Raw genomic sequence first — 23826 nt, 5'->3', positions numbered from 1 at the left:
GTGCTCGGAATCCAATTGAATTATAGCAGGTACCGGCGTGTAGCGCTTGCAGGGGGCATTTGTGAAAGGCTCGCAGGCCGTCAAGGCATTGTGATAGCAGGGAAAGCGATGAGCTTCTTGCCGTTGAACCCGTACCATTCGCGGTTCTTCCATTCCTTTGCGACGGATGGCGTGAGTTGAACCTCGAGGGCGGCGGATTCGCCGGGGACATTGGCGCCGCGAAGGCGCAGGGTCCCCCACGGCTCTTTGACCAGAGTGCCTGACGGATACTGCTGAAATTCGTAGCCCCTGTGAGGAAACAAGAATGTAGTCTCCGGGTCTCCTGGTTTCACAAGCCATCCGGTATCGCTCGTTTTCTTGAACGTTATGGCTTGGCGGTTGTGATCGGCGGGGAGCATGACGAAGGTCAGGGCCGTCGGATCGAGGTCCCGCAGCCCGGTTTCGAGCCGCATGCGCATTTCGAAATAATGTAAGAGCGCCGGGATATCGGCTACTGCCCCCGGAGCGCACACGATGACGGGCTTTCTTGCGCCTTCTTCAGCCGTGACGGCCTTGAATTCCTCGATGAACGCGCGGGTAACGCGGTCAGTCTCTCGCCACGCGTCTTTCCGCGTCTCGAGTTGCAGCGTATAGGCTGCCAGCACCAGCAACGTCAGGACCGCCGCGGTCCATTCCCGTGGTCTGAGGGTCATTGGTGCAAACGCCGCCAGCGCCAGGCAAAACCCCGCCGAAGGCAGGTAAAGTGTCCATGGGCTCATGGTCCGGACCAATAGGATGGCGGTGGCCAGGGTCCACGCGGTCCCGAGTGCCACGGGCAACGAGAACAAGCGGCGCCGCACGGGCCAAAGCAGTCCGGCCAGCGCCGCAAATCCTGCCAGGATGGCCATGGGCAGTTCGCGCAACAACTGGCGAAGCGAGAGGTGAAATGGAAACGCCAGGTAGCGGGCCGTGAGCCGGATGACCGCCAGAACATACCTTGGGGTCACGTCGAGAGCGAAGAGGGTGTTTCCCACAGGCATTCGTGTCAGGCGCAGGGCCATGAATCCTGCCGCGACGATGGCCATGGGCAACGCGCAAAGGAAGGCCGTTCGGAATCGTGCGGCCGGGGGCCGTGGACCCGCCTTCAGCAGGGCCAGCGCGAAACATATGCATGGAAGGGTGTATGCCATTTCCTTGGCGGTTAACGCCAATACGCCAGCCAACGTGCTCAGGAACAGGAACCAGCCTTTCCGCTCTTTCATAAACACGCCGAACAGAATTACGCATGTGAGGTAGAAGAACGCGCAGAGCAGTTCCATCCGGCAGGATATCCACCAGAGCGCGGTCTCGTGGACGGGGTGAATCGCGAACAACACCGCGGTCCAGAAGGCAAGCATCTTGGGCCGGTCAGGCAAGACCACCCGTACCAGCGCGAAAACGAGCAGGGTGTCGAGGAAATGCAGTATCAAACTGGTAAGGCGGTGGCCCGCGGGCGTCCATCCCCACAGGGCAGCGTCGACGCCGTGAGACACGAGGGTCAGCGGGCGATAGTACGGGGGGGAGCCGGCCTCGCCGGTGAGCTGGTTCCCGAGCCAGGGTCTCCAGAAACCAGGTCCGATGGCTTCGCGTCCCCAGGTGATAAGGGCCACATCGTCGCTCAGGAAGGTTACTCCGAGCGTGCCGGCTCCCAGGAACACGGTGACGCACACGGTGGCCAGGACGGCCAGCAGGGCAACTCGGTGGCGTCTCGCAAACTCGGATAACGGCATCACCCGCCCAGCTCCACGCACCGTTTTCTGTAGTGAAGGTAGTTGTCGAGGGTGACTTCCTCCGGGACGCCGTGGTCGCAAGTGGGGATGTAGCCTCCTCGGGCGCGCATCGGCGGCAGAATGCGTTCGAGGTGTGCGTCGATGGCTGCTTTCGAATGAGCCAAGACGCGCTTGTCGATGCCCCCGAACATGACAAGGTCCGGGTAGCGCTGCCCCAGTTCGACCACATCGCACCCCGCGGCGACCTCGAAGGGGCTCATGACATTCATGCCCATCTCGCGGTATACGTCGATGACAGCCGGCGCGTGGCCGTCGGTATCGATTTGGATGTAGAGTTTCCTGCCTTGATCGGGCTGTCGAGCCCGTACGTTGGCGATGAGTTGCTGGTAATAGGGCAGGAGGAATTCGCGCATGGTCTCGGGGCCGATGAGCGCGCCATGGTTGTAGCAGATGTCCTCGGCCAGGAACAATTCGTCGATGGTGACGAACTCCTGGTGGCGTGCGATGACGGCGTCGGCAAGCGCAAACCAAGCCCGCATACAGTCGTGGATCAATTCGGGCGCCTCGTAGAACACGCATAGCACGGGCTCGGGTCCCATGAGGCTTCTCAGATACATGTATCCGCCGATGACGTTCTGGACAATCATCATTCCCTGGGCGGCGCAGGCACGGGCCTCGGACATGCGTTCGCGCAGGTCAGCGTACCGTTCGGGCGAGGTGGGGTCCATCCGCCATTGGACGTTTTCTTCCCAGGTTCGCTGGTCTTTCACGGGGTGTTCGAGGTAGTCCGGCATAAACCCGTTACGGCGGCCTTTGAAATACAGCACGTGGCGGCCGGCACGATCTTGTTCGACTTCGTAACCGCCGCGGCTCTCGATGACCTTAACCTCGAATTCGGGCACGAACGCCGCTTCGCACCAGCCCAATTGGTTGAGCGAATGGTTCCCCGGCGGGTCGTAATCGAACACCTGCGCCAGGTCGGCACTTTCCGGCAGACCCTGGGCGCGCCAGGCTTCGAGCGAGTAGTAGCCGAATTCGCGTTTGAATAGCGGGGCTCCGCGGGTAATGGCGTATGTGTCGCGTAACTTTCGCGCAGGCGCGCACATACATTCGTAAGGCAGCATCGTGAGCACGCCGTTTTCGGTCGTTGTCAGGGGTCTCTGAGGCATGGGTCATTCCCTGGTTCAGAGAATTGCACGGTCCCGTTGGCAGGCATCATACCACGTCGATTTGCGCAATCCGCATACCAAGCGGCACAATCATTCCCCAACGTCGAAAAACGGACCGGGGGGTCTTACTTCCGTACGGTCTGAAGGGAATATCGCAAGATGATTGCTATTGCGCCGGATTCGTTCAAGGAATGCCTGACAGCCGCGGAAGCAGCTCGTGCTCTTGCCGAAGGCGTCCGTCGCGCGCTTCCGGACAGTGAGATTGTGTGTGTCCCCATGGCGGATGGGGGTGAGGGCACCGTGGACGCCTTGGTCGCGGCCACGAACGGGGGTATTGTCGAGTTGACGGCGACCGGGCCGATGGGTGAGCCGGTCTCGACGCGGTACGGACTGCTGGGCGACGGGACAACCGCCGTTATCGAGATGGCAGCGGTATCCGGGCTTCCGCTTGTGCGTCCTGAAGACCGGGATCCGCGTATCGCAACCACTTATGGGACGGGTGAAGTAATGCGCGACGCCCTGAGGCGGGGGGTCTCGCGCATCATCATCGGGATCGGCGGCAGCGCGACCAACGATGGCGGCGCGGGCATGGCCCAGGCCTTGGGCGTGTCACTGCGCGACGCCCGGGGCCGTGAACTGCCCCGTGGAGGGGCGGCCTTGGCCCGGTTGGCCACGATTGACCTCTCGAACCGGCATCCCGGCCTTCGGGAATGCGCGATCGAAGTCGCCTGCGATGTGGATAATCCCCTCTGCGGACCCTGCGGAGCGAGCCGCACATATGGTCCTCAGAAGGGCGCTACGCCGGAGATGGTCGATGAACTGGACGCCGCACTGCGGCATTTTGGAGAGGTTGTCGAGGCGGAAACAGGGGTATCAGTGCTTGAGGCCCCCGGCGCGGGGGCGGCGGGAGGCCTCGGTGCCGGGTTGCTGGCCTTTGCGGGCGGAGTGCTGCGTCCCGGCGTGGAACTCGTGGCCGAAGCGTGCAGTCTAATGGCGCGGATTGCCGGGGCGGAGCTGGTTATCACCGGCGAGGGCCGCATCGACAGCCAGACGCCGTTTGGCAAGACCCCGGCGGGCGTCGCGAAGGTGGCGAGGGAGCGCGGCATCCCCGTGGTGGCGATTGCCGGCAGTCTCGGACCCGGCTACGAAACCGTCTACGAGTGTGGGATCGATGCCGTGTTTTCGATCGCGTCCGGACCGATGTCTCTCGCGGCTGCAATGGAGCGCGCCCCGGAACTGCTCGCCGCAACAGCAGAGGCCGTCGCGCGTGTCTGGCACGCGGGACGCCGGGAAGCGGGCCCAATGTAACGCCGCTGGAGGCCTCCGGAAGACCTCGGAGCGGCGATATGGAATGCGTAGGGCGTTGTGTGTGGTGCTACTTTTTCTCGCGGTGGACCGTGTACTTGCGCAGGCGCGGGTTGTATTTCTTTAACTCCAGGCGGCCTGTGGTGTTACGCACGTTCTTGAATGTGTGATACCTTGAGGTGCCCGGCGCCTCGGTGCACTCCAGGATGACCTGCATGCGGTTTTCTTTCTTCGCCACAGTCGAATCCTCCGTTCATAAGGCTATACGCAGTGGGTGCGTTGTTTCCTAATCGGTATGCGCGGGCCTCTCGCACAATCCGCCGCCGCACACAGTGCCATATCATGCGAAATCTCGTCGCGGCTTGTCAAATTCACTCATATGCGCGCCTCCGGGAGGCGCATGCTTTACAGGATCAACGTTTCGTTGTCCGGGTCGAACCGCACGGTCTTGCCGTTGCGCAGAGCCAGGTAACCCATGATGAGGGCGGTCTGGGTATAGTACGCGCGTTCGGCCGGGCTCTGCGTTTCGGTGTTGCCGGCACGCACGCATTCCACGAATTTGCGGAAGTACTCGCCCATATTCTCCTCGCCCTGGACGGGAAACTTCTGGGGTTCTTTCTTTGACGTGCCCGACGCGTCGAACACGATTTCATTGCCCTGGAGGGTGAGTGAGCCCTCCCATCCTCGCAACACCGGGACCTTGGCGCCTGACCCGCGCCCGCCGGTGCCCTGGTAGCCATTGCCCTGCGTGCCGAGGATTGCGCATGTTATGCCGCCGGGATAATCGACCAGCATGTTGAACGTGTCCGGCACCTCGCGCTCGACCTTTTCGTTTGGGTCTTCCTTTTGCGTTTCATTCAATGGATACCGGTAGATGCCGCCCGTTCCCACGGCAAACGCGGGGGCTTTCAGGTCAAACATCGTTGTGACGGGCGTGAACGAGTGGGGGAAGAGGTCCGTGCTTGGCCCTCCTGCGTAGTCTTCGTACATGCGCCAGCGGAAGAACCGGCTGACATCGAAATCCCGCTTCGGGCGGTCCCCCAAGAAGGCATCCCAGTGGAGTTCCTTGCCCGGTTTGGCGTTCGGGTCGTCAACGGACATGCCGCGCTCGCCCCAATCGCCTACGCGGAAAAGACCGCACTCGGCGTGAAGCGGCTGCCCGATGAGGCCTTCGTCGACCAGCGCCTTCATTTGCCACCACGCAGGGTCGGACATGCCCTGCGTACCCAACTGGAAAACCCGCCCGGTCTCGCGGGCGGTCTTGGCGATCTCCTTGGCAACCTCGAACTGGCTCCAATGGGTCAGGGGTTTCTCGCAATAGACCGCTTTGCCCGCGCGCATGGCGTCGATGGCCTGGTGACCGTGATGGTGGTCAGGTGTGGCGATGCTGACAATGTCAACGTTCCGATTGGCGAGGAGTTCGCGGTAATCCATGTAGCTCTTGGCTTTTCCAGCGGCTTGAGCCGCCCGTTCCAGGCGGGGCCGGTACACGTCGCATACTGCCACGACCTCGACGTTGCCTCCGTTCTCGGCCAGCCATTTCCACGTACCCATATGGCCCATGCCGCGCCCGCCGCAACCGATGAGGCCGACGCCAAGTTTCTCGTTGGCGCTCTTGGCTGTTTGCGCGATGGCCGGGCCCGCTTTCAGGGCCGCCATGCCCGCGGCGATAGATGCACTGCGGCCGATAAACGTCCGCCGGGTCAGGGAAGTTCCGCTATTCGCTTGTTTGCTGTCCACTGTGTGCTCCTCCTCTTCCGGTATCAAATCGTTATCCTCGAACGTTCGAAATGACTCAGTTGCTCTTGGCCGGTTGCTGGGCTTCGACCCATTTCTTGCAGGTCCGCTCGACCGTGGCCGCGTCCACACGTTCATCCCACAGGGCCACTCCGTAACGCAGCCGTAGCGGCGCATCCGCTTTCAGTTCCATGGGCTCGCGGTAGAGGTTCAGCGTGGCGGAGAGATAGTCAAACGGCGTGCTCATGGTGAACCACCAGGCGGGATGGCGCGGGTTGTCCGGAGAATCGAACATGGCCACCGAGACCGGCTTCCCGTCGGCCATCGAGGTGTACGCGCACCACCGGGAGCGCGTGACGTGCTCGTCTCCCCTCACCAAATCGCCCTCAGCGTTGTCTGCGTTGAAGAACGCGCCTTCCTTATCCATGGATTCAAGAAACCGCATGCCCAGTCCGAAATAATGCGAGCCGGTCAGCGAGGCGTTCTCTTTCCCTTCCGGCACGGTCAGTTCGGTTTCCCATGTCATTACCGACGCGCCGAACGCTTTCGGATCGAATATCTCGACGGTACGCTTCTCGTGAAGTATCGGGTTATCGGATTCGGGCCCGAGCCAGTCGAGCCGCTCGACGAACCCCACGGTATCATGCCGGGGACTCAGATCCCCTGTGTTGACGAATTCCCGGTGGAGCTGCCGGCCCGGGGCGTTTCCTTCCTGCCAGAAATCCACGCCGTCCACGCCGATGGCAAACATCAGCGCGTGGTGGTGCAGGTGGTCGTGGGGGGCGTCGCGCAGGACGTTTATGCCCTCCGGCGTGCGGAATATCGAAATATAGGGTTTGTATGGAACCAGCGTGTACCGGTATTCCGCGAGGGCCTTGCCGCCAATGCCCAAGACCAGTTGCGAGTTCGCATCGGTCACGGTCGCCCCCCCCTGTGCCGGGACTACTGCGGCGTACATCAACAAAGACGTCGCAATGAAGAGAATGCATCGCTCCGCTGTCATCGCTGTTCTCCCTTGGAGGCCGGAACCCGGCGTCAACGTCCAGTATATCCCATGCGGGATTCTGGGGACACAATACTCAATTGTGACTGCAAATGCTCCATGCGCTTATGGCAGCTGACCTGCGCGAGACCGGGGGGATTCTGGGGACACAATACTCGGGATTCTGGGGACACAATACTCAATTGTGACTGCAAATGCTCCATACGCTTATGGCAACTGACCTGCGCAAGACCGGAATTGAGTATTGTGTCCCCAGAATTCCCAGAATTCCGCCGATTCGGATATACTTGCGGCGAGCGGCACAATGGAGGCGCACACAATGGCAGACTTCCCACGGACTGAAATCGACGGACTTTCAGTGTCCCGGATGGTGATTGGGACGAACTGGTTCCTGGGCTATTCCCATACCAGCCTCGCGAAGGACAGCTTTATCCGCGAGACCATGTCCGCGCGCCGGATCGCGGATATCCTCGAAGTGTTCCTTAAGGAAGGCGTTGACACCACCATTGGCCTGATGACCGAAGCGCACATGCTCGAGGCGGTCAAAGACGCCGAGGATCGCGTTGGCCGCCGCATCGTCCGGATCGGCACCCCTGCCCTGGACATCTCGGATCATCCCCACGCCGATTCGAACACGGCCGGGATTCTCGATCAACAGGCCGAGGCCGGCACGGCGATCTGCATGCCTCACCAATCCACAACCGACGTTCTTGTAGACCGGCTCAGCCGGCAGATCCGGCGCATGGACACCTACTGCTCGATGATTCGCGAGCGGGGCATGATCCCGGGGCTTTCGACGCATATGCCCGAGAGCATCCTGTACGCCGACGATGCGGGGCTGGATGTGCAAACGTATGTGCAGATTTACAACGCCGCCGGGTTCATGATGCAGCTCGAGGTCGACTGGGTTCAGCGCATCATCTCGGGCGCGAAGAAACCGGTTCTGACCATCAAGCCCATGGCTGCCGGGCGTCTCATTCCGCTTGTGGGACTGGCTTTCTCGTGGGCGACCATCCGCGATCAGGACATGGTTGCCGTGGGTACGATGACGGCCGACGAAGCGCGGGAAGCGATTGAAATTTCCCGGTCGCAGCTCGAGCGGCGCATCTCGGCGGTCGAGCTTCAGCACACCCGGAGCAAAGCCACCGTAATGCCCGCCTGACCAGCATGCTCATGGTCTGGTCTGGAACCGCAGCCATACGGGCATAGGCAGACAAGCCACAGAGAGAGCCCTTGCGTCTCTTGTGTGTTCGTGACAGGACGTTGCAGACCGTTCTGGGGCGAACAATTTGGCGCGGCCCGGGGAAATGGTCTAAAGTAGGGCAACCTCCGTTATGGGATGCGGCGAGCTTACGGGTAGCACAGGAGTCTATGAAGATGGCGGAAGGCAGTTTTCTGCGATTTCCGGACGGATTCGTTTGGGGTACGGCAACGGCGTCGTACCAAATTGAAGGTGCTTGGAACGAGGACGGCCGCGGACCGTCGATCTGGGACACGTTCGTACACACGCCCGGAAAGGTTTGCGACGGCACGACGGGCGACGTTGCGGTAGACCACTACCACCGCTATCAGGAAGACGTGAACCTCATGGCGGGGTTGGGCTTGAACGCCTACCGCTTTTCCATCGCCTGGCCGCGGATTATTCCCGAGGGCGTGGGCGCCGTGAACGAGGCGGGCCTGGACTTCTATGACCGCCTTGTGGATGCGCTCCTCGAAAAGAACGTCACCCCATATACCACGCTTTTCCATTGGGACCTGCCGCAGGCGCTGCAGAACGCGGGCGGCTGGGCCAATCGCGACATCTGCCAGCAGTTTGCCGACTATGCGGCCGTTGTTGTCGAGCGTTTGGGCGATCGCGTCTCGCACTGGATCACGCACAACGAGCCGGCGGTACATAGTTTCCTGGGCCATTTCCTGGGGGTCCATGCGCCGGGCCTGACGGACCCCATGGCTACGTTTCAGACCATCCACCATCTTCTCCTGTCTCATGGGCTTGCCATGAAGGCCGTCCGGGCCGCCGCTAGAAAGCTGCCTGAAGTGGGGATTACGCATAACCTGGCGCCCGTGCATCCCGCCACGGATACGGACGCGGACCGCGAAGCCGCGCGGCGGTTTGACGGGGTGTTCAACCGCATGTTCCTGGATCCTGTCTACAGAGGGAGTTATCCGGAGGATATCGGACGGCTGCTCGAGATCATCATGCCCAAAACTGAGGCGGGGGACATGGACATCATCTCGGCGCCGCTCGATTTTCTGGGCGTCAATTACTATACGCGCCATGTGATGAAACACGAGCCCGATGTTTTCCCTCTGCAGGCTGAGGAGGTATATCCCGAGGGCAGGGAATACTCGGGCATGTGGGAGATCTACGAGCCGGGGATGTACGAACTGCTCACGCGGCTGAAAGCGGATTACAGCCCCGGGAAGATCCTCATCACCGAGAACGGCATTCCGGTGCCTGATGGAAAGGACTTTGATGGCAACGTGCGGGACTACCGCCGGATTCGTTACGTGCGGGATAATCTCGTGCAGGTCTATCGGGCCATCGAGGATGACGTGCCGGTTCAGGGTTATTTCCACTGGACGATGACCGATAATTTCGAGTGGGCGTTTGGGCATACCATGCGTTTTGGACTGGTCTATGTCGATTTTGCCAGCCAGAAACGGACGGTGAAAGAAAGCGGCCGCTGGTTCGCGCAGGTGGTCAGGGATAACGGAGTGGCACCGAATGCTTCCGGGCCGCCCTTTTTACCGCGGTAATCCGCCCGGATGTGAGGAGATGCGCACATGAAGGCATTGACAGCGAATCAAATGCGGGAAGCCGACCGCCGTTGCATAGAGGAGGTGGGGATCCCGAGTGTGGTATTGATGAATACGGCAGGCACGCGGGTGTTCGAACACGTGAACCGCGGCCCCGTCGGGATTGTCTGTGGAAAGGGTAACAATGGCGGCGATGGTTTCGTGGTTGCACGTCTCGCCCTTCTGGCTGGGTACGAGCCGCGGGTCGTTGTCATTGCCGATCCCGGCGAGTTGACGGGAGACCCGGCGATCTTTCTTCAGGCCTACCGGAATCTGGGGGGAAAGGTCATTGCGGCGCAAGACGAAGCCGCCGCGAGGAAACACGTCATGTCCCTGGGCGATTGCGCTGTGCTGATCGACGCTTTACTGGGGACGGGAGTCAAAGGCGAGGTTACCGGCCCGATCCGGGCGGCCATCGATGCCTGGCCGGAGGTCTACACCGTGGCGGTGGACCTGCCGTCCGGCCTCGATGCCGACACAGGCGCCGTCTGCGGGAATTGTGTGCGTGCTGACATCACGGTCACGTTTCAGTACGCCAAGCAGGGCTTGGTGATGCCCGAGGCCAAACGCTACGTAGGGCGTCTCGTCGTGGCGGATATCGGGATTCCCAAGGTATGCGGGGACGACGAAGCTTGGATACGCCTCGAACGCGCCCGAGCCGGCTCGTAATACCGTTATGCGGACGTTTATCGCCATCGAGTTGCCGGAGGCCACCCGGCGGGAATTACAGGGAATGGTCGAGCATCTGCGCCGCTCAGGTATTCGTGCTTCGTGGGTGCGGCCGGACCGCATGCATCTGACCTTGCGTTTTCTGGGCGAGATCGACGACGATCAGGCCGGAATAGCCGGCGAGTTTCTTGCAAAGGGATGCTCGGGCATAAGCGCTTTCGAGTGCGCGGTGCAGGGTGCCGGGGCATTCCCTGACGTACGGCATCCCAGCGTAATCTGGGCGGGGGTTGGTCCGCTCGAGGGCGGGCTATCGGAAGTCCAGACTGTGGCCGAAAAGGCTGCTGCAAGCATTGACTTGAAACCCGAGAACCGGCCCTTTCGCCCGCATCTGACGTTGGGCCGGATTCGGAGGCCTGAGGAGGCGGGCCAACTCGGGCCTGCTCTGGCGCCGTTGGCGGACTTTCACGGGCGCCCGTTCCGCGTGGCTGGTGTAACGCTTTTTTCGAGCACCCTGACGCCCCAGGGGCCGCTCTATGAGCGCATTCGGGAGTGTAGATTCTAATGGTGGCACATGCGGTTTTCAGCATACTGACCTTGTACATGATCCTGATTCTGCTCCGGTGGTTCGGGCCCTGGCTTGAAGTCAATACCGATGCGGGGCGGCTGGCCTGGGTTGGGCGCATCACGGAGCCCTTGATTCAGCGCATGCGGCGGTTGCTGCCTCACATGGGGCCGGTCGATTTTGGTCCTCTTGCCACGTTGTTTTTGATTTGGGTGGTGCGTACTGTCGTAGTGGCTTTGTTGACAATGGACCACGGGCCGGCGCGCGGCATGCCCCTCTTGTAGCAGGCAGGGCTTTATGATTCCATCCGATCCATACGCGGGCGAGCGCGAGGCGATGGTGCGGCATCAGATCGCGAACCGCGGCATCACTGGCCAGCGTTTGCTTGCCGCGATGCGCGCCGTGCCTCGCCATTACTTCGTGCCCCTCGCGAAACAACAGCGCGCTTACGAAGACCGTCCGCTGGAAATCGGCTCCGGCCAGACCATCTCCCAGCCGTACATGGTGGCTAAGATGACGGAACTGCTCGAAGTGACGCCTCAGAGCAAGGTCCTCGAAGTGGGCACCGGTTCCGGCTACCAGGCTGCGATCCTGGCCGAGCTTGCGGGGGAGGTCATCTCGGTCGAGCGTTTTGAGAATCTGGCGGATAGCGCGAGGGAGAGGCTGCGCGCGCTCGAGTATCACAACGTGACGGTCGTGGTGGGGGACGGCACCCTGGGTTGGCCGGAGCATGCCCCGTACGACGCAATCGTTGTCACCGCGGCCGCGCCCGCGATCCCGCCATCCCTGCGGTCTCAGCTAGCGCTCGGGGGGCGCCTGGTATGCCCTGTGGGAAGCCGCGATTTGCAGCAGCTCAAAGTGGTCGTGCGTGAAGGTGATGATCGGTATTTCGAACGCGACAGCATTCGCTGTATGTTTGTTCCGCTTGTGGGCCGGGATGGCTGGTCCGCCTGAGTCCGGCAGCAGGTTCCCCCGAAATACGCAGGAGACACCATGGGCATCGTGCATGTGGAGGATATCTGGTTCGAGCGCAACGGAACCGCCATCTTACGCGGGGTTTCGTGGCGGATCGAACGGGGCAGCCATTGGGCCTTGCTCGGGTCTAATGGCGCGGGCAAGACAACCCTTCTCAAAATCGTGACGGGATACGAATGGCCCACCCGGGGCAGCGTGCGCGTGTTGGGCAAGCGTTTCGGCGCCTACAACATCCCTGAACTCCGAAAAACCGTCGGATGGGTCAGCAGCTCCATCGAGTCTCGATTTCCTCAGGGTGACAGGGCGTTGGATGTTGTCGCTTCAGGACTGGATGCGTCCATGGGCGTATACCGTATTCTCTCGGAGCCCGAATATGAAAGGGCGCGGGGGGCTCTCGGGCGCGTTAATGCACAGCACCTGGGAGGGCATGCGTATGCGACGCTGTCGCAAGGCGAACGCCAGCGCGTACTGATTGCCCGAGCACTCGTCTGCAATCCTCAATTGATGGTGCTCGATGAGCCGTGCGCCGGGTTGGACCCCGCGGCACGCCACCGCCTTCTCGATGACTTGTCGCTTCTTGCCGCGGCACACGAAATGCCCACCATCATCTATGTCACCCACCACATAGAGGAGATTGGCGACTGGATTGAAAACGTGCTCATCCTGAAGAGTGGCGGCGTCCTCGCGCAGGGCAGCCGCAACACTCTACTGCGCGCCTCAATACTGTCGAAGGCTTTCGGAGCTCCCTGCTGTGTACAAAAAACGCGCGGGACCTACACGCTGAAAATAGTACCCGCCCCGCGCGGTTAATCTATTGTTGAGACTGTGGGGAGCCCTATTTCTTTTTCTTCGGGGCTTCGTACGGCTTTGTGCCGCTGCTGATTGTGCTCTCGACGATATTGCGCACGTCGCTTTCGCTCAATCCGCACGCAATGCACTCGGAAACTGCGTCGACAAGATGGTGCTTAACCATGGGACGCGTTCTGTCACGGCAGATCTTCGGAGCCTTCTCCGCGATCGTCACGCCGACGCCACGCCGTGTATGAACGAGTTCAAGCAACTCGAGATCCCGGTAGGCCTTGGTCACCGTGTTCGGATTGACGTCGAGCAGCTGGGACATTTCACGCACCGACGGCAGGGTGAACCCCGGCTTGATACGGCCGGATGCTATAGCGAACTGGATCTGGTTCTCGATTTGCACATAGACAGCGATAGGACTGTCTAGATTCACGGAGTACGTCACATCGTTACTGTTGGTCATATTCCACCTCTGAGTTTAAGGCTTTCCGTTTGCCGATGCGGGACGTACATCGGCGCCACTTTCAGCCCGCGGCACTTCTCCCTCACCGCTAACTTCGCTACATCACGACAAAAGTTAGTAACCTTATCACAAAACATACTTTTAGGGATACGTGTTCTCTGGCCTCCCGTTCACACTTAATCCCTCACGTCCGCCAGAAGTTCCAGCCTGCTTGGCTGCATTCACTGCATTTCTACTATCCAGTGAGTCCCCAAATATGCCTGTCACGTTGGGGTCTAAAACCGTTGATGCAGGGGTATCGCTCCGTATCTTCACATTAGGGTATCGTATGGACATACCAAAAGTCAAGTAGCATAGATAAGCTGGTCCTGACTTTGGTTTCGCTGTTTTTTGGAATTAAGAGTTTCTAAGCTGCGTAAGACACGCGGAAAATGGTACTTAAGTTTAGAAAAACGCGAATTCTGCCGGAAAAGGGATACTTCCGGTTGTAGACTGCGGTCATCAGCCAGGCGGCCCAAGGGGGGGCGACGGAAGGTCACGATTCGGCCAAAAGACAGATTCGCCTGCTGGAGTGCAAAGAGTCGCGAGGAGCCGTGGCGGTTCTTCGAGATTTGCCAGGCCACAGCCGCGAACATCTGAGGTTTGATCCTGACGGAATGCCGAGGGAGGCCGCGTCAACGGCGGCCTGGGAATTCGTATTTTGCAGCCGCGCCCAGAGACACTTCAAAGGTCTCGCGCTGCGGATTCCTGGCTAGCGTGGGGAAGGGCCGATTCGGTGGGGACGTAATGATTCTGCTTCGACTGTCTTGACCGTTTGCCGGAATTGTCATTACAATCCCTCCAAGCCGGCCTGAGTGTGCGGGAGGAGGATGAGTGAGATGAGACTGTTGAATTCGCGTTTGACTTTGCGGTGGACGGCAGACTTCTTTAAGCGCTTTGGCGCCATCGCGGCATTGTTTGTCATGGTGGGTGGAATTGCCGGGTGCGGGGGTGAACCGGCTGTCACAAGCAACGCTGGTGTTGTATCGCAAGACGCCGACGCGGAAGGGAGCGGCGCAGGGGCGCCAGTCGAAGCGCCCGAGGCGCCTTCCGAACGTTTGGGCGCTGGCCGCCATAATCTCCAGGTCGCCATGCCCGACGGTGTCAAACTGGCCACGGACGTGTACCTTCCGGCGGGTCAAGAGCCGGCATGCACGGTGCTGACCCGCACTCCCTACAGCCGCGATGAAGGGGCGGCGTTCGGAGCGCTGTTCACCTCGCAGGGCATCGCTTTCGTGATTCAAAGCACCCGGGGGCGCGACGGCAGCGAAGGCGCCGACATGGTCTTTGGCGACGATGGTTGGGGCGAACACCAGGACGGTTTTCACACCGTGGAATGGATCAAGGAGCAGTCCTGGTCCAACGGCGTGGTCGGGACGTTCGGTATGTCGGCGCTGGGAATCTCGACGGAGCTGCTCGCGCCGTTGTGTCCGGATCTCTCATGCCAGGTGATTTGGGTCTCTCCTTCGCGATTCTATGGTCAATTGTCGTATCAAGGCGGCGTGTGGCGAAAGAACCTCTGCGAAAAATGGATATCGGAACAGGGCAGCTCCCATGTGATTGATGAATGGAAAAGCCATCCCACCGATGACTCGTTTTGGAGTCTTTATGACCTCGACAAACGTGCGCCCGATATTAACGCCCCGACGCTGCATGTCGGGGGATGGTGGGACATTTTTGCCCAGGGAACCATCGATAGTTTCACTTCCAGACAAAACAGAGGGGGAGAACGCGCCCGCGGCAATCAAGTGCTTATCATGGGGCCGTGGGGGCACGCGCCCACAAAGAAATTCGGCGACGTCGAACTTCCGGACAATTTCATGGATGCCGACCTCAACGGCACGTCTCTGCGATTCCTGAAACACTGGCTTCTGGGTGGCCAATCGCAGCCGTGGACCGAAGCTGTCGTGCGATACTACACGCTCGGCGATTTCTCGGATCCCAACGCGCCTGGCAAGGAATGGCGCACGGCGCAGAATTGGCCTCCTTTCGAAACCCGGGACGAGGCGCTGTTCCTGCACAAGGACAGGAGCCTTTCGGCTGAATCCCCTGTCGCCGGTGATGACGCGCTCGAATACGACTTTGATCCGAAGAACCCCTGCCCGACTCACGGCGGGCAAAACCTTATCCTTCCGGCGGGGCCATTCGATCAGAGCGAATTGGGGAAGCGGCCCGACGTGCTTCGTTTTGCCACCGCTCCTCTCGAAGCGCCCATGGAAGTGACGGGCCGCGTGAGGCTGCGTCTATTTGTCTCCTCGGATGCGCCGGACACGGATTTCACGGCCAAACTGGTGGACATCTATCCGGACGGCAAGGAGATTCTGCTCCTCGACAACATCCAACGGGTCAAATTCCGCAACGGGTTTGAGCGACCCCAGCCGCTTCCGCCCGGCGAGCTCGGCGAATTGACCGTCGATTTGTGGTCCATCAGCATGATTTTCAACGCTGGGCATCGCATCGGGGTGCATGTGTCAAGCAGCAACTTCCCCCGATTTGAAATCAACCCGAACACAGGGGCCGATTTTCCGCCAGAGGCTCCTGAGGAAATGCGGGTAGCGCACAACGCGGTGCACATGAGCGCAGCGTATCCCAGCGCTCTGATCCTTCCGGTACCTGCAGAACAGTAGTCTCGTCTCGGACATCCGGCAACCGGAAGCAGCGGCGTTGTCCTCTGATGCCATTTGCCGCCCTGATGAGGGAATGGTGCATCGCCACTCACCCCGCAAGAAGCTGTAATCACAGGTTCGCAGAGGACGGTGGCGTCTTTCTAAACCATTGGAATTGAGCGACTTAGGATATTTGCGGCAGAACCTGTTGACGCCTGCGGTTTGGTGTGTCAGAATGTCATCACATTGTGTGGATAGATGTAATTACAAATCTGAGACCATGGGAGGCAGGACAGGGATAACAGCAGATGGAAACTCCGCGCGAAATACCTGTGTACGCCTTCATCAAGCGCGAGCTGAAGAACCAGATTGAAAGCGGGGAATTGGCCGAGGGGACGCGGCTTGCATCGGAACATGAACTGGCGCGGCAGTACAATGTCAGCCGCAACCCTACGCGGCAGGCCATGCGCGACCTCGAACTGGAAGGTTACATCGTGCGCAGCCCCGGCCGCGGGTCGTTTGTGGCCCCGAAGGCACAGTGGCAGAAACCGTTGCGGATCGAAGGCTGGCGGACGGTTGCTCTGGCATGTCCCGAATTTGAATGCCACTACACTCGGAGCGTGGTGCGCCGGTTCAATCAAACGGCGGCCGACAAGGGTTTTCACACCATGTTCTATTTTCTCCGCTTCAGTCACGAGACGGAGTTCGAGTTTCTGGCAAACATGCGCAACAGCGGCGTCGAGGGCGTGGCGTTCTGGCTGCAACATGCCGCCGAGAAGACGCTGGATCTGCTCCGGAAATTCCAGAAATCAGGCTACCCGTTCGTGCTGGTGGACCGGTACGTGCGGGGATTTCAAACCGATTTTGTGGTAACGGATAACGAAGACATCGCGTATCAGTTGACGAAGGCACTTGTCAGACGCAAACACAAGAATATCGCGTATATCACGTCGGGACTCGACAACACGGCGGCCGAAGACCGCTTCTCGGGATACCGGCGCGCCCTGAAAGAGGCAGCGATTCTTTTTAACGTGGATTTGATGGGGATTTTCGGCTCGTCGGGCGGGTCTCCGGCAAGTGTAGTGAGCCGCATCATGGCGTATCGCAGCCGGCCGACGGCGTTTCTTTGCGCCGATGATGGGATCGCCGCGAATCTGCTCGACGAACTGGCCGAACTCGGATTTGACGTCCCGGGCGACGTGCAAGTGGCTCTGGTTGATGACAATGAACTGACGGAGGCGCTTGGCATCCCGATGATCAGCGCGGTACAGGCTGGCGACGAGATGGGCCGTCAGAGCGCTGAAATACTGCTGGAACGCATTGAATCGCCGCAGCGCACCGTCCAGCAGCGTTTTCTCAAGGCTGAACTCCGTGTTCACGCGCCGGTCAGCAGGGAAGCAGCACCCGAAGAAAGGAGGATACAGACGCGTGCGGGCGAAACCGCCTAGGGCGCGGGCGCGGCAATAGTGCATTTGGTGTCTGGTTCAGTGAGATTAGAGTACAGGCAGCTTATGCGATTGATTGAAGGGAGGCAAGACATGAGAAAAAGGCATGGATTCACACTAATTGAATTGCTCGTAGTTATTGCGATCATCGGTATCCTCGCCGCCATTCTACTGCCGGCTTTGTCACGGGCGCGCGAGGCTGCACGGCGTGCAAGCTGTGCCAACAACCTCAAACAATGGGGTCTTGTTCTGAAGATGTACGCCAATGAGAGCAAGGGCGAGATGTTCCCGGGAATTGCGCGAACGGAGCTCAATATCGGAGGCTACCCGATGGGCATCCTGGGTAGTGCCGTGTATCCCGAATACTGCACGGACATGCAGATCGCGGTGTGCCCGTCGGACGCCGCGGACTGGGACATGAATGCGCGCATTCAGATGGCCTCTGTAAACCAGACCCCTGAAGCCCTGGCGTGTTTGGAAGCCCTCACGTCGCTCCTACCGTCGTACCTGTATATCCCCTATGCGACGAAGTCCTGCGCTCAGGGGAAAGACATCATTTTTGGCCTCACGTACAGCCAGTTTTACGACGCGTACTTTGGGGGTGGTTTCGTCGCATACTCTGAATCGTCAGTGATAGGCTACGGGTGCCCGTGGGGTATCACGAAGTCGAAGACTTGGGTCAATCCCCCCACGCTGAGCGACACGGCGGGCAACGGCATCACGCCTCTCCTTCTTGGCGGTGACGGCGCCACCACCAGCCCTGTTGATGATGACGGCGCCGCGTTGCCCAAAGAATACCAGCACCTTCGTGAGGGTATTGAACGGTTCTTCGTTACGGATATCAACAATCCCGCGGGAAGTGCCATGGCACAAAGCGAGCTGCCGGTGATGTTCGACGCGTGGGGTGACTCGCTCAAGTTGGGTGTCTTTCCCGACCCCTTCCCCGCGATCGGCGCATACAATCACGTGCCGGGCGGCGGAAACGTGCTCTTTATGGATGGCCATGTGGCGTTTCTGCGCTATCCGAGTGAATACCCGATTGCCAATGGCCCCGCAGGCACCTACGGTGAGAACTTCGGCAGTTGGGTTGGCGCTGTTGTACAGACGAGCGAAAGCTAATCAGGAGCCCTTCTGGGTTTTCCCAAGCCGTTCCCCACAAGATTCGGGGAGCGGCTTTTGGGTTCTTTGGGGCGCGCGCTGGTGTATAGCTATTGCGATGAGGACAGGAATGGAGATTCCGGCTGTAGCGTCCGGCCTTGTGCCGGACGTTGCCGCCAACCACACGCCCGACCCCGCAATCTCAGGACAAATCGAGGTCGCGCTATCGACGTCAGGCTCTTTCAGCAGCTCCGTACGACCGCCCGTCCAAGCGTTCATGGCGGTTTGACGGAGACTCAGGGGAGGAGCCTGCCTTCACGCAGCTCGAAAACGACGTCCGGGCGAATACTGTCGACAGGTTGATGGCTGACGAGGAGCACAGTGGCGCCGCGCTTTCGTGCGTTGTCCAGATGCGCCAGAACGGTTTCCGCGCTGGCGGGATCCAGGTTTCCGGTGGGTTCGTCGGCCAGAATGACCGCGGGTTCGTTGAGCAATGCTCTTGCCAGAGCACACCGTTGCCGCTCGCCCGCCGACATTTCGTCCGGATAGTGATTACCACGAGATTCCAGGCCCAGCTCCGCCAGTAGACCCCGGGCGCGCTCAGGCGCGTTGCCGGCGCCTGGTGTTGCCAATGTCGGCAATAGAACGTTCTCGAGCGCGGTGAGGTAAGGCACGAGGTGGAACAACTGGAAGACTACCGCGACTTCACGGGCCCGCAAGTCCGCGCGCTCGCGAAGGGACAGCTCATCGATACATGTTCCGGCCACGTGGATGCTTCCGAGCGATGCGCGACTGAGTCCGGCCGCAAGATTGATCAGGGTCGTCTTGCCGCTTCCCGATGGTCCGCGTACGAGAGCCAGTTGGCCCGGCTCGACCTCGAAGGTGACATTGTCGAGGGCGCGCACCGTTGTGTCCCCTTTGCGAAACTGCTTGGATACGCCATTGAACCGAATCATGCCGCTGCCTCCCGGAGCACATCGACGGGGTCCTGAAGCAGGCCCGCAACGATGGGCGGTAGGCCAAACACAATCGCCGCGAGCGGCGTAGCGCCGGCGATGAGAACGAGCGCCCAGATATCCGGCATCACGATGCCTTCGGTTACGACGATGGCGGGCGCAAGCAGGTAGCCCAGCGCGCAGCCGGCAATACCGCCGGCGAGACCGTACAGGGCGACCTTCGCGACGAAGAGGCTTGCGATGCGCGCGCCGGGGATTCCCAAAGCGCGGAACACGCCGATCTCCGAACGGCGGTTCCGGACATTCAGATAGGTCAGCCCCCAGATTGCAGTGGCGGCGCCCGCGATTACGATGGCCACGGTCGCCAATTGCAGCCGGTATACCATATTGCGTTGCTCGTGGCGGGCCAGAAGGATGTCCCGGTAAGGCTGTACGCCAACGTCGGGAAGGACCGTGCGAATGCTCTTTTGAAGCGCGCCGAGAATGTCGGTTGTCTCGACAGGACAGAGGCAGGCGAGCGCGTCTATGGCATTGACACGGCCCTCGGCGCCCAGGAGAGCCTGCGCATCGCTGAGAAGCGTAAACACGCGAATATCTTCGGGCATGGCTCCTTTGGGTTCGATCACCTTGGCGACCTCGAACGATTTCCCGAGGATGGCCACTTCATCGCCGGGCTCAAGGTCAAGCGCTTTAGCGGCGGCAGCGCCTACAAACACTTTGCCGGCCGGCACAACGTAGGCTGTCGGCATGGGTGGGCGGGAGGAACCCCGGCGCGGCAGCTCGGATCTGAGTCCCGTCAGGACAATGGTTTTGCCCTCGACTTGAAGGGTCTTCTGATACTTGCCGACGAAATGCTGGGCCAATACGGTGCTGCCGGCGAGCTTTTCGACATAGCTTTCAGGCATGTCCGGACCATCGAAATTGAGCGCCTGGTACTGCGCGAGATCCGCGTCCGGCGGGGTGATCAGAATGTTGAACCCCATGTCTTTCATCTGGATGCGCGTAGCGTCCACGGAGCTTCGTCCGACGGCGATCATGACAACCAGCAGGCCGGTCGCCAGGACGACGATGCCGAAGCACAGCAGGGTGCTCCATTTCGAGCGTTGAATCTCACGCCAGATCATGCGGTACAGGGTCAGGTTGCGTTTCATGCTTCCTCCGTAGGCGCGTGAGAGCGCCGGCGATACTGCCACAATACGGCGGCGACGGCGCCCAGGGACACGATACACATGATGCCCGCCGCGATTCCCCCAAGGGCCAGAACGGAGGGCACAGCAGGTGTTTCGGAACCGGTAACGGTTGCCTCGCGCGGTTCCCCGACGACTTGCTCGGTGTAAAGAGGCGGTGCGAGTTCAGACGCACGTTTATCGTCCGCGTCCGTCCACAGAGTAGGGATTTCGACGCCAAGCGCATAGGGATTCTCGATACAGGTGCAGGGTCCGGCGAGTTTTTCCAACAGGCGGCTCAGGTTCTCGCGCGTCAGGGCCTCGCCTTCGAGGGGAGGGAAGAGCATGGTGCCCCGTCCGGCGAATACGGCCGCCCATTCGGCATCCGTTTCGTTGAGTTTCGCGAAGTGGACCAGGGTCCGTTCGCGCGGATCGGAACGGTCCAGAGTCAAGAGCGCGATGTTCTGGCCCTGCTCGTTTTTCCAGGCGGCTACGATTTCCTGGAGGAGCGCCCTGGTATTCGCGGCGGCCTGCGTGTCTGCTCCGGGCGAGTGGACAATAACAGCGAGGTTCGCGACTGTTTCGTGGCGCAGACGCTCTCGCAGCGGCGATTCGCGAAGGACCTCGAGGTCCTCCGCCGTAGGGGCATGGTCCCAGCGGTCCACGATAAGGCTCAGACCGCTGGCGGGATGCCGCGCGACCAGGTAGACCGCCCGCGCTGCGTCCGGCGGCTCCTGAAACCCGTGATCGCTCCACACAACGGCCGGGTCGCCGGACGCAATCCGCAGAGGTGAGAGATTCAGGTCTTCTGCGGCGCCGCGGGACCAGGAGACCAGGTTATCGTAGAGTTCCTGGGTCTGTGGGTCTTTCTCCGGTCCTATAACCAGCAGGGAATGCATGTCCCGACGGTTCTGGAACAGGGCCAAACCCACGGTAAGCCCCTCGCAGGCCCATGCACAGGCCGCAGGAGCGAAAATGAGGGCCATGAGGGCGCATGCGCCCAGGGGACGGAACAGCGGTGTCAGGACCCGGTACATCAGGAATGATTCACTTCGAGTCAGAGGTGTTTGTTCACAAAACGCCGGCGCCTTCGATGCAATCACTGAACGATCATAGCATGTGCCTGAGCCGCATGCGAGTTGGGGCAAATCCTTTCGTGAGCACGCCTGGAAATCGGGGCTGCGGCATTGCGCCGGCGCCGGTTGCTTGCTGAATTCGTCACTTGAAGATGAACGTGCCGAAATGTTCGGGCTCGAGGAAATGGTAAACGGTCTGCGACCACAAGGTCCATTCGCGCTCGGTGTACCGTTCCCTGCAGAGATTTACCTTGACCTGGCTGCCGGTCTTGGGCGTTTCCATGTTGATGGCTTTCCAGGGGAGGGCGATTTCCACGGACCAGAAATCGGCCCCCCGCTGGGCGGCATGTTCCCATACGGGGCTGAACTCGGTCTGCAGCACGTCTATGTGAAGCCCCTCCCACACCACGTTTGCGGGGTTGATGGCGAAATGGTAGAACGAGGCCGATTGTTCACTGGGTTTGATGAATACCTCGACCACGTCGCCGGTAAACACGTAGTCGTCACGGTTCTCGCCGACGACCTGCAGTTCAGCGGCCTTGGGCTCTTCGCACCGGAACGCGATGTAAAGATACTCGTTGTCATACGTGACCTTGGTCTGTGTTTGCGCGGATACCGTTTCCTGGGCGGCTTTCATCGGCACGAAGGGGTCCAACGGTTCGGTCTTGAGCCACACTTCGTCCTCGAGGTTGCCGTCTATCTTGGGCCTGGACACGCCGTTCTCGATGGCCTTGATTTCGGCGGTTCGAATGGCCAAGTCTCCCGTAATGGCGTCCTGCTCGCGTTTCTGGGCGGTTTCGATGATCGGGACGAGGTCGATATCGAGATTCTGGCCGTTGGCAAGTTTGCGCCGCGCCGAAAGGATGGCTTCCTCGCATCCCTGGGGCACATTCCCGTCTTCCCACCAGTTCATGCGCTCGCTATAGCACCAGACGTATTTGTCGCTGGTATAGAGTGCCCAGTACACATTGTGTTCGAACCAGAGGGGGCGCTGTTCCGGCGTCAGGAAATGTCCCAGCACCTTCTGTTCACGCAATCCGAAATACTGGTCGACGTACAGGGCCTGACCCACAAGCACCTTTTCGCGGTACAGGGCCTGAAGTTCGTCGGGGATGAGATACAGGCCCCGCTGGGTCATTTGGTGGTATTTCTCGAAGTACTGTTGCCAATCCTTGTAATAGTAAGCGCCCTCGTTTCCGTCAACGATGCGGGTGCCGGGCTGAGACCCTTCGAGCATCCCCTCGAGGAATGCCGGCAGCAGCGCATAATGCTCCTTCGAGAGTTTTTCCTGCCGGAACGCCGGGTCCATGGGAAGGCACAGGTCCGCGAAGTAACTCAACAGGAAGAATGTGAGGATCTGCGGGTCGGGCAGCTCGGTCTCGACCGCGCGGATGAACTGAGCGCCTCGCTGGCGCACCTTGGCCTGATACTCTTCGAACGAACGCGTGTCGCGGTGGGCGGTCTTGCCGTAATCCCATGGGTTGTCCCCATAAGGCTCGGCGTCAAAGCAGATCCCGGCGCACCGGGCGAGCCGGGCAGCCCGAGCAACCAGCTGAACATTGTTGATAATGACGGTCCATTGGTTGTCGTTGAACCAGTCCTGATTGGAGGCCGCCCACATGATGACGAAATTGTCCGTGAAGCGTTCCCACTTGATGCGCTCGGCGTTTTCGTAATCCTTTTTGAAGCGTTCTTCGGTCCAGGGCTCTGGAACAAGGACGTTGCCGCCGCCATCAAGCCGGAAAATCACGCCATCAAAGGGGCGCTTTTCCATCTTGTCGATATTCTTGCGCACTTGTTCGGCCGTCGGCACGTCCCAACCGTATTCAATGAGTTTTTTGCCCAACGGTAACGGCACCTCGTTGGGTTTCGCCCAGGCTGGGAGAGAGAGAACCAGTATTGTTGCCAGAACCAAAAGGCCCGCAGTTGTCTTCATGGGATTGTCCCCTTCATTAGCACCGGCCGCTCATCAGATTTCCCCGGGCAGCCCGCTCCTCTGATGCGCCCAGCCGCCGGTTGGACACGTATTCTCATAGTACTCGCTCAGCAAACCAAGCACAACCGGACGCACATGTCTATCTCCAAACTGCGGGTTTGGTTCCCTCTACCCGAAGGAAAGAAACCCGGATGGGCGAGTTGCGGAATCCCGGGCAGGTCGGTACGATCCGGGTGAAGGAAACCGGTTCATGTGCCGGGGAGCTCTCGCGGTCCG

General features: G+C 60.2%; 21 protein-coding genes. 11 read left to right on the top strand and 10 right to left on the bottom strand.

The features are described from left to right. Positions 1-80: 80 nt before the first annotated feature. Entirely contained in the window at positions 81-1751 is a 1671-nt protein-coding gene (locus tag PLJ71_05430; GenBank protein HQM48107.1) for a hypothetical protein, read from the bottom strand. Continuing rightward, the gene (locus tag PLJ71_05425) at positions 1748-2917 is read right to left on the bottom strand and encodes a uroporphyrinogen decarboxylase family protein (protein ID HQM48106.1); all 1170 of its coding nucleotides are present in this window, start codon (positions 2915-2917) and stop codon (positions 1748-1750) included. Before PLJ71_05425 ends, PLJ71_05430 begins: the two co-directional genes overlap by 4 nt. Positions 2918-3076: 159 nt before the next feature. Here PLJ71_05425 and PLJ71_05420 point away from each other — a divergent pair, with 159 nt between their 5' ends. Next, a complete protein-coding gene (locus PLJ71_05420; GenBank protein ID HQM48105.1) occupies positions 3077-4225 on the top strand; it encodes a glycerate kinase in 1149 nt (382 codons plus the stop codon). 67 nt (positions 4226-4292) lie between these two features. Here PLJ71_05420 and rpmG read toward each other — a convergent pair whose 3' ends face one another. The 3 genes from rpmG to PLJ71_05405 all read right to left on the bottom strand — a co-directional run bounded on the left by rpmG (position 4293) and on the right by PLJ71_05405 (position 6962). After that, the gene (gene rpmG / locus PLJ71_05415; protein ID HQM48104.1) at positions 4293-4460 is read right to left on the bottom strand and encodes a 50S ribosomal protein L33; all 168 of its coding nucleotides are present in this window, start codon (positions 4458-4460) and stop codon (positions 4293-4295) included. 167 nt (positions 4461-4627) lie between these two features. After that, on the bottom strand, positions 4628-5962 hold the full coding sequence (locus PLJ71_05410; protein ID HQM48103.1) for a Gfo/Idh/MocA family oxidoreductase: 1335 nt from the start codon (positions 5960-5962) through the stop codon (positions 4628-4630). Positions 5963-6017: 55 nt separating this feature from the next. Further along, positions 6018-6962, bottom strand: coding sequence for a PmoA family protein (locus tag PLJ71_05405; protein HQM48102.1), 945 nt, complete (start codon positions 6960-6962; stop codon positions 6018-6020). A 319-nt stretch (positions 6963-7281) separates the two neighbouring features. On the opposite strand from PLJ71_05405, the gene PLJ71_05400 reads away from it, so the two are divergent. From PLJ71_05400 to PLJ71_05370, 7 genes are all read left to right on the top strand, one after another. After that, complete coding sequence (locus tag PLJ71_05400) at positions 7282-8124, top strand: hypothetical protein (protein HQM48101.1); 843 nt, start codon at positions 7282-7284, stop codon at positions 8122-8124. Between the two features lie 209 nt (positions 8125-8333). Beyond that, positions 8334-9722, top strand: coding sequence for a GH1 family beta-glucosidase (locus tag PLJ71_05395; GenBank protein ID HQM48100.1), 1389 nt, complete (start codon positions 8334-8336; stop codon positions 9720-9722). A 27-nt stretch (positions 9723-9749) separates the two neighbouring features. Then, entirely contained in the window at positions 9750-10430 is a 681-nt protein-coding gene (locus PLJ71_05390) for an NAD(P)H-hydrate epimerase (GenBank protein ID HQM48099.1), read from the top strand. A 7-nt stretch (positions 10431-10437) separates the two neighbouring features. After that, positions 10438-10992, top strand: coding sequence for an RNA 2',3'-cyclic phosphodiesterase (gene thpR, locus PLJ71_05385; protein HQM48098.1), 555 nt, complete (start codon positions 10438-10440; stop codon positions 10990-10992). Next, the gene (locus PLJ71_05380) at positions 10992-11276 is read left to right on the top strand and encodes a YggT family protein (GenBank protein ID HQM48097.1); all 285 of its coding nucleotides are present in this window, start codon (positions 10992-10994) and stop codon (positions 11274-11276) included. Before thpR ends, PLJ71_05380 begins: the two co-directional genes overlap by 1 nt. Before the next feature lie 13 nt (positions 11277-11289). Continuing rightward, a complete protein-coding gene (locus PLJ71_05375) occupies positions 11290-11946 on the top strand; it encodes a protein-L-isoaspartate(D-aspartate) O-methyltransferase (GenBank protein HQM48096.1) in 657 nt (218 codons plus the stop codon). A 39-nt stretch (positions 11947-11985) separates the two neighbouring features. After that, positions 11986-12777, top strand: coding sequence for an ATP-binding cassette domain-containing protein (locus PLJ71_05370; protein ID HQM48095.1), 792 nt, complete (start codon positions 11986-11988; stop codon positions 12775-12777). Between the two features lie 25 nt (positions 12778-12802). Here PLJ71_05370 and PLJ71_05365 read toward each other — a convergent pair whose 3' ends face one another. Next, positions 12803-13228 (bottom strand): GntR family transcriptional regulator, encoded by a 426-nt coding sequence (locus PLJ71_05365; protein HQM48094.1) that lies wholly within the window; start codon positions 13226-13228, stop codon positions 12803-12805. 878 nt (positions 13229-14106) lie between these two features. Between PLJ71_05365 and PLJ71_05360 the strand changes: the two genes are divergently transcribed. The 3 genes from PLJ71_05360 (at position 14107) to PLJ71_05350 (ending at position 18437) form a co-directional block, all read left to right on the top strand. Beyond that, positions 14107-15894: a CocE/NonD family hydrolase gene (locus PLJ71_05360; protein HQM48093.1), complete on the top strand. Its 1788-nt coding sequence runs from the start codon at positions 14107-14109 to the stop codon at positions 15892-15894. Positions 15895-16181: 287 nt separating this feature from the next. After that, positions 16182-17321: a GntR family transcriptional regulator gene (locus PLJ71_05355; GenBank protein ID HQM48092.1), complete on the top strand. Its 1140-nt coding sequence runs from the start codon at positions 16182-16184 to the stop codon at positions 17319-17321. 90 nt (positions 17322-17411) lie between these two features. Further along, positions 17412-18437, top strand: coding sequence for a prepilin-type N-terminal cleavage/methylation domain-containing protein (locus tag PLJ71_05350; protein HQM48091.1), 1026 nt, complete (start codon positions 17412-17414; stop codon positions 18435-18437). A 275-nt stretch (positions 18438-18712) separates the two neighbouring features. Here PLJ71_05350 and PLJ71_05345 read toward each other — a convergent pair whose 3' ends face one another. The 4 genes from PLJ71_05345 to PLJ71_05330 all read right to left on the bottom strand — a co-directional run bounded on the left by PLJ71_05345 (position 18713) and on the right by PLJ71_05330 (position 23550). Further along, the gene (locus PLJ71_05345) at positions 18713-19372 is read right to left on the bottom strand and encodes an ABC transporter ATP-binding protein (GenBank protein ID HQM48090.1); all 660 of its coding nucleotides are present in this window, start codon (positions 19370-19372) and stop codon (positions 18713-18715) included. Further along, positions 19369-20523, bottom strand: a complete 1155-nt coding sequence (locus PLJ71_05340; GenBank protein ID HQM48089.1) for a hypothetical protein — start codon at positions 20521-20523, stop codon at positions 19369-19371. The genes PLJ71_05345 and PLJ71_05340 overlap by 4 nt, the downstream gene beginning before the upstream one ends. Then, positions 20520-21575 (bottom strand): hypothetical protein, encoded by a 1056-nt coding sequence (locus tag PLJ71_05335; GenBank protein ID HQM48088.1) that lies wholly within the window; start codon positions 21573-21575, stop codon positions 20520-20522. The genes PLJ71_05340 and PLJ71_05335 overlap by 4 nt, the downstream gene beginning before the upstream one ends. Positions 21576-21756: 181 nt before the next feature. Further along, on the bottom strand, positions 21757-23550 hold the full coding sequence (locus PLJ71_05330; GenBank protein ID HQM48087.1) for a sugar-binding protein: 1794 nt from the start codon (positions 23548-23550) through the stop codon (positions 21757-21759). Between the last annotated feature and the right edge of the window lie 276 nt (positions 23551-23826).

This window comes from Candidatus Hydrogenedentota bacterium (genome assembly GCA_035416745.1).
Taxonomy (GTDB): Bacteria; Hydrogenedentota; Hydrogenedentia; order Hydrogenedentales; family SLHB01; genus UBA2224.
This window is presented reverse-complemented; position numbering and strand designations above follow the sequence as displayed.

Coding starts and splice junctions, on each gene's coding strand:
- PLJ71_05425 (HQM48106.1), bottom strand. CDS start 2,917: ATGCCTCAGAGACCCCTGACAACGACCGAAAACGGCGTGCTCACGATG.
- PLJ71_05420 (HQM48105.1), top strand. CDS start 3,077: ATGATTGCTATTGCGCCGGATTCGTTCAAGGAATGCCTGACAGCCGCG.
- PLJ71_05405 (HQM48102.1), bottom strand. CDS start 6,962: ATGACAGCGGAGCGATGCATTCTCTTCATTGCGACGTCTTTGTTGATG.
- PLJ71_05400 (HQM48101.1), top strand. CDS start 7,282: ATGGCAGACTTCCCACGGACTGAAATCGACGGACTTTCAGTGTCCCGG.
- PLJ71_05395 (HQM48100.1), top strand. CDS start 8,334: ATGAAGATGGCGGAAGGCAGTTTTCTGCGATTTCCGGACGGATTCGTT.
- PLJ71_05390 (HQM48099.1), top strand. CDS start 9,750: ATGAAGGCATTGACAGCGAATCAAATGCGGGAAGCCGACCGCCGTTGC.
- thpR (HQM48098.1), top strand. CDS start 10,438: ATGCGGACGTTTATCGCCATCGAGTTGCCGGAGGCCACCCGGCGGGAA.
- PLJ71_05380 (HQM48097.1), top strand. CDS start 10,992: ATGGTGGCACATGCGGTTTTCAGCATACTGACCTTGTACATGATCCTG.
- PLJ71_05375 (HQM48096.1), top strand. CDS start 11,290: ATGATTCCATCCGATCCATACGCGGGCGAGCGCGAGGCGATGGTGCGG.
- PLJ71_05370 (HQM48095.1), top strand. CDS start 11,986: ATGGGCATCGTGCATGTGGAGGATATCTGGTTCGAGCGCAACGGAACC.
- PLJ71_05365 (HQM48094.1), bottom strand. CDS start 13,228: ATGACCAACAGTAACGATGTGACGTACTCCGTGAATCTAGACAGTCCT.
- PLJ71_05360 (HQM48093.1), top strand. CDS start 14,107: ATGAGACTGTTGAATTCGCGTTTGACTTTGCGGTGGACGGCAGACTTC.
- PLJ71_05355 (HQM48092.1), top strand. CDS start 16,182: ATGGAAACTCCGCGCGAAATACCTGTGTACGCCTTCATCAAGCGCGAG.
- PLJ71_05350 (HQM48091.1), top strand. CDS start 17,412: ATGAGAAAAAGGCATGGATTCACACTAATTGAATTGCTCGTAGTTATT.
- PLJ71_05345 (HQM48090.1), bottom strand. CDS start 19,372: ATGATTCGGTTCAATGGCGTATCCAAGCAGTTTCGCAAAGGGGACACA.
- PLJ71_05340 (HQM48089.1), bottom strand. CDS start 20,523: ATGAAACGCAACCTGACCCTGTACCGCATGATCTGGCGTGAGATTCAA.
- PLJ71_05335 (HQM48088.1), bottom strand. CDS start 21,575: ATGTACCGGGTCCTGACACCGCTGTTCCGTCCCCTGGGCGCATGCGCC.
- PLJ71_05330 (HQM48087.1), bottom strand. CDS start 23,550: ATGAAGACAACTGCGGGCCTTTTGGTTCTGGCAACAATACTGGTTCTC.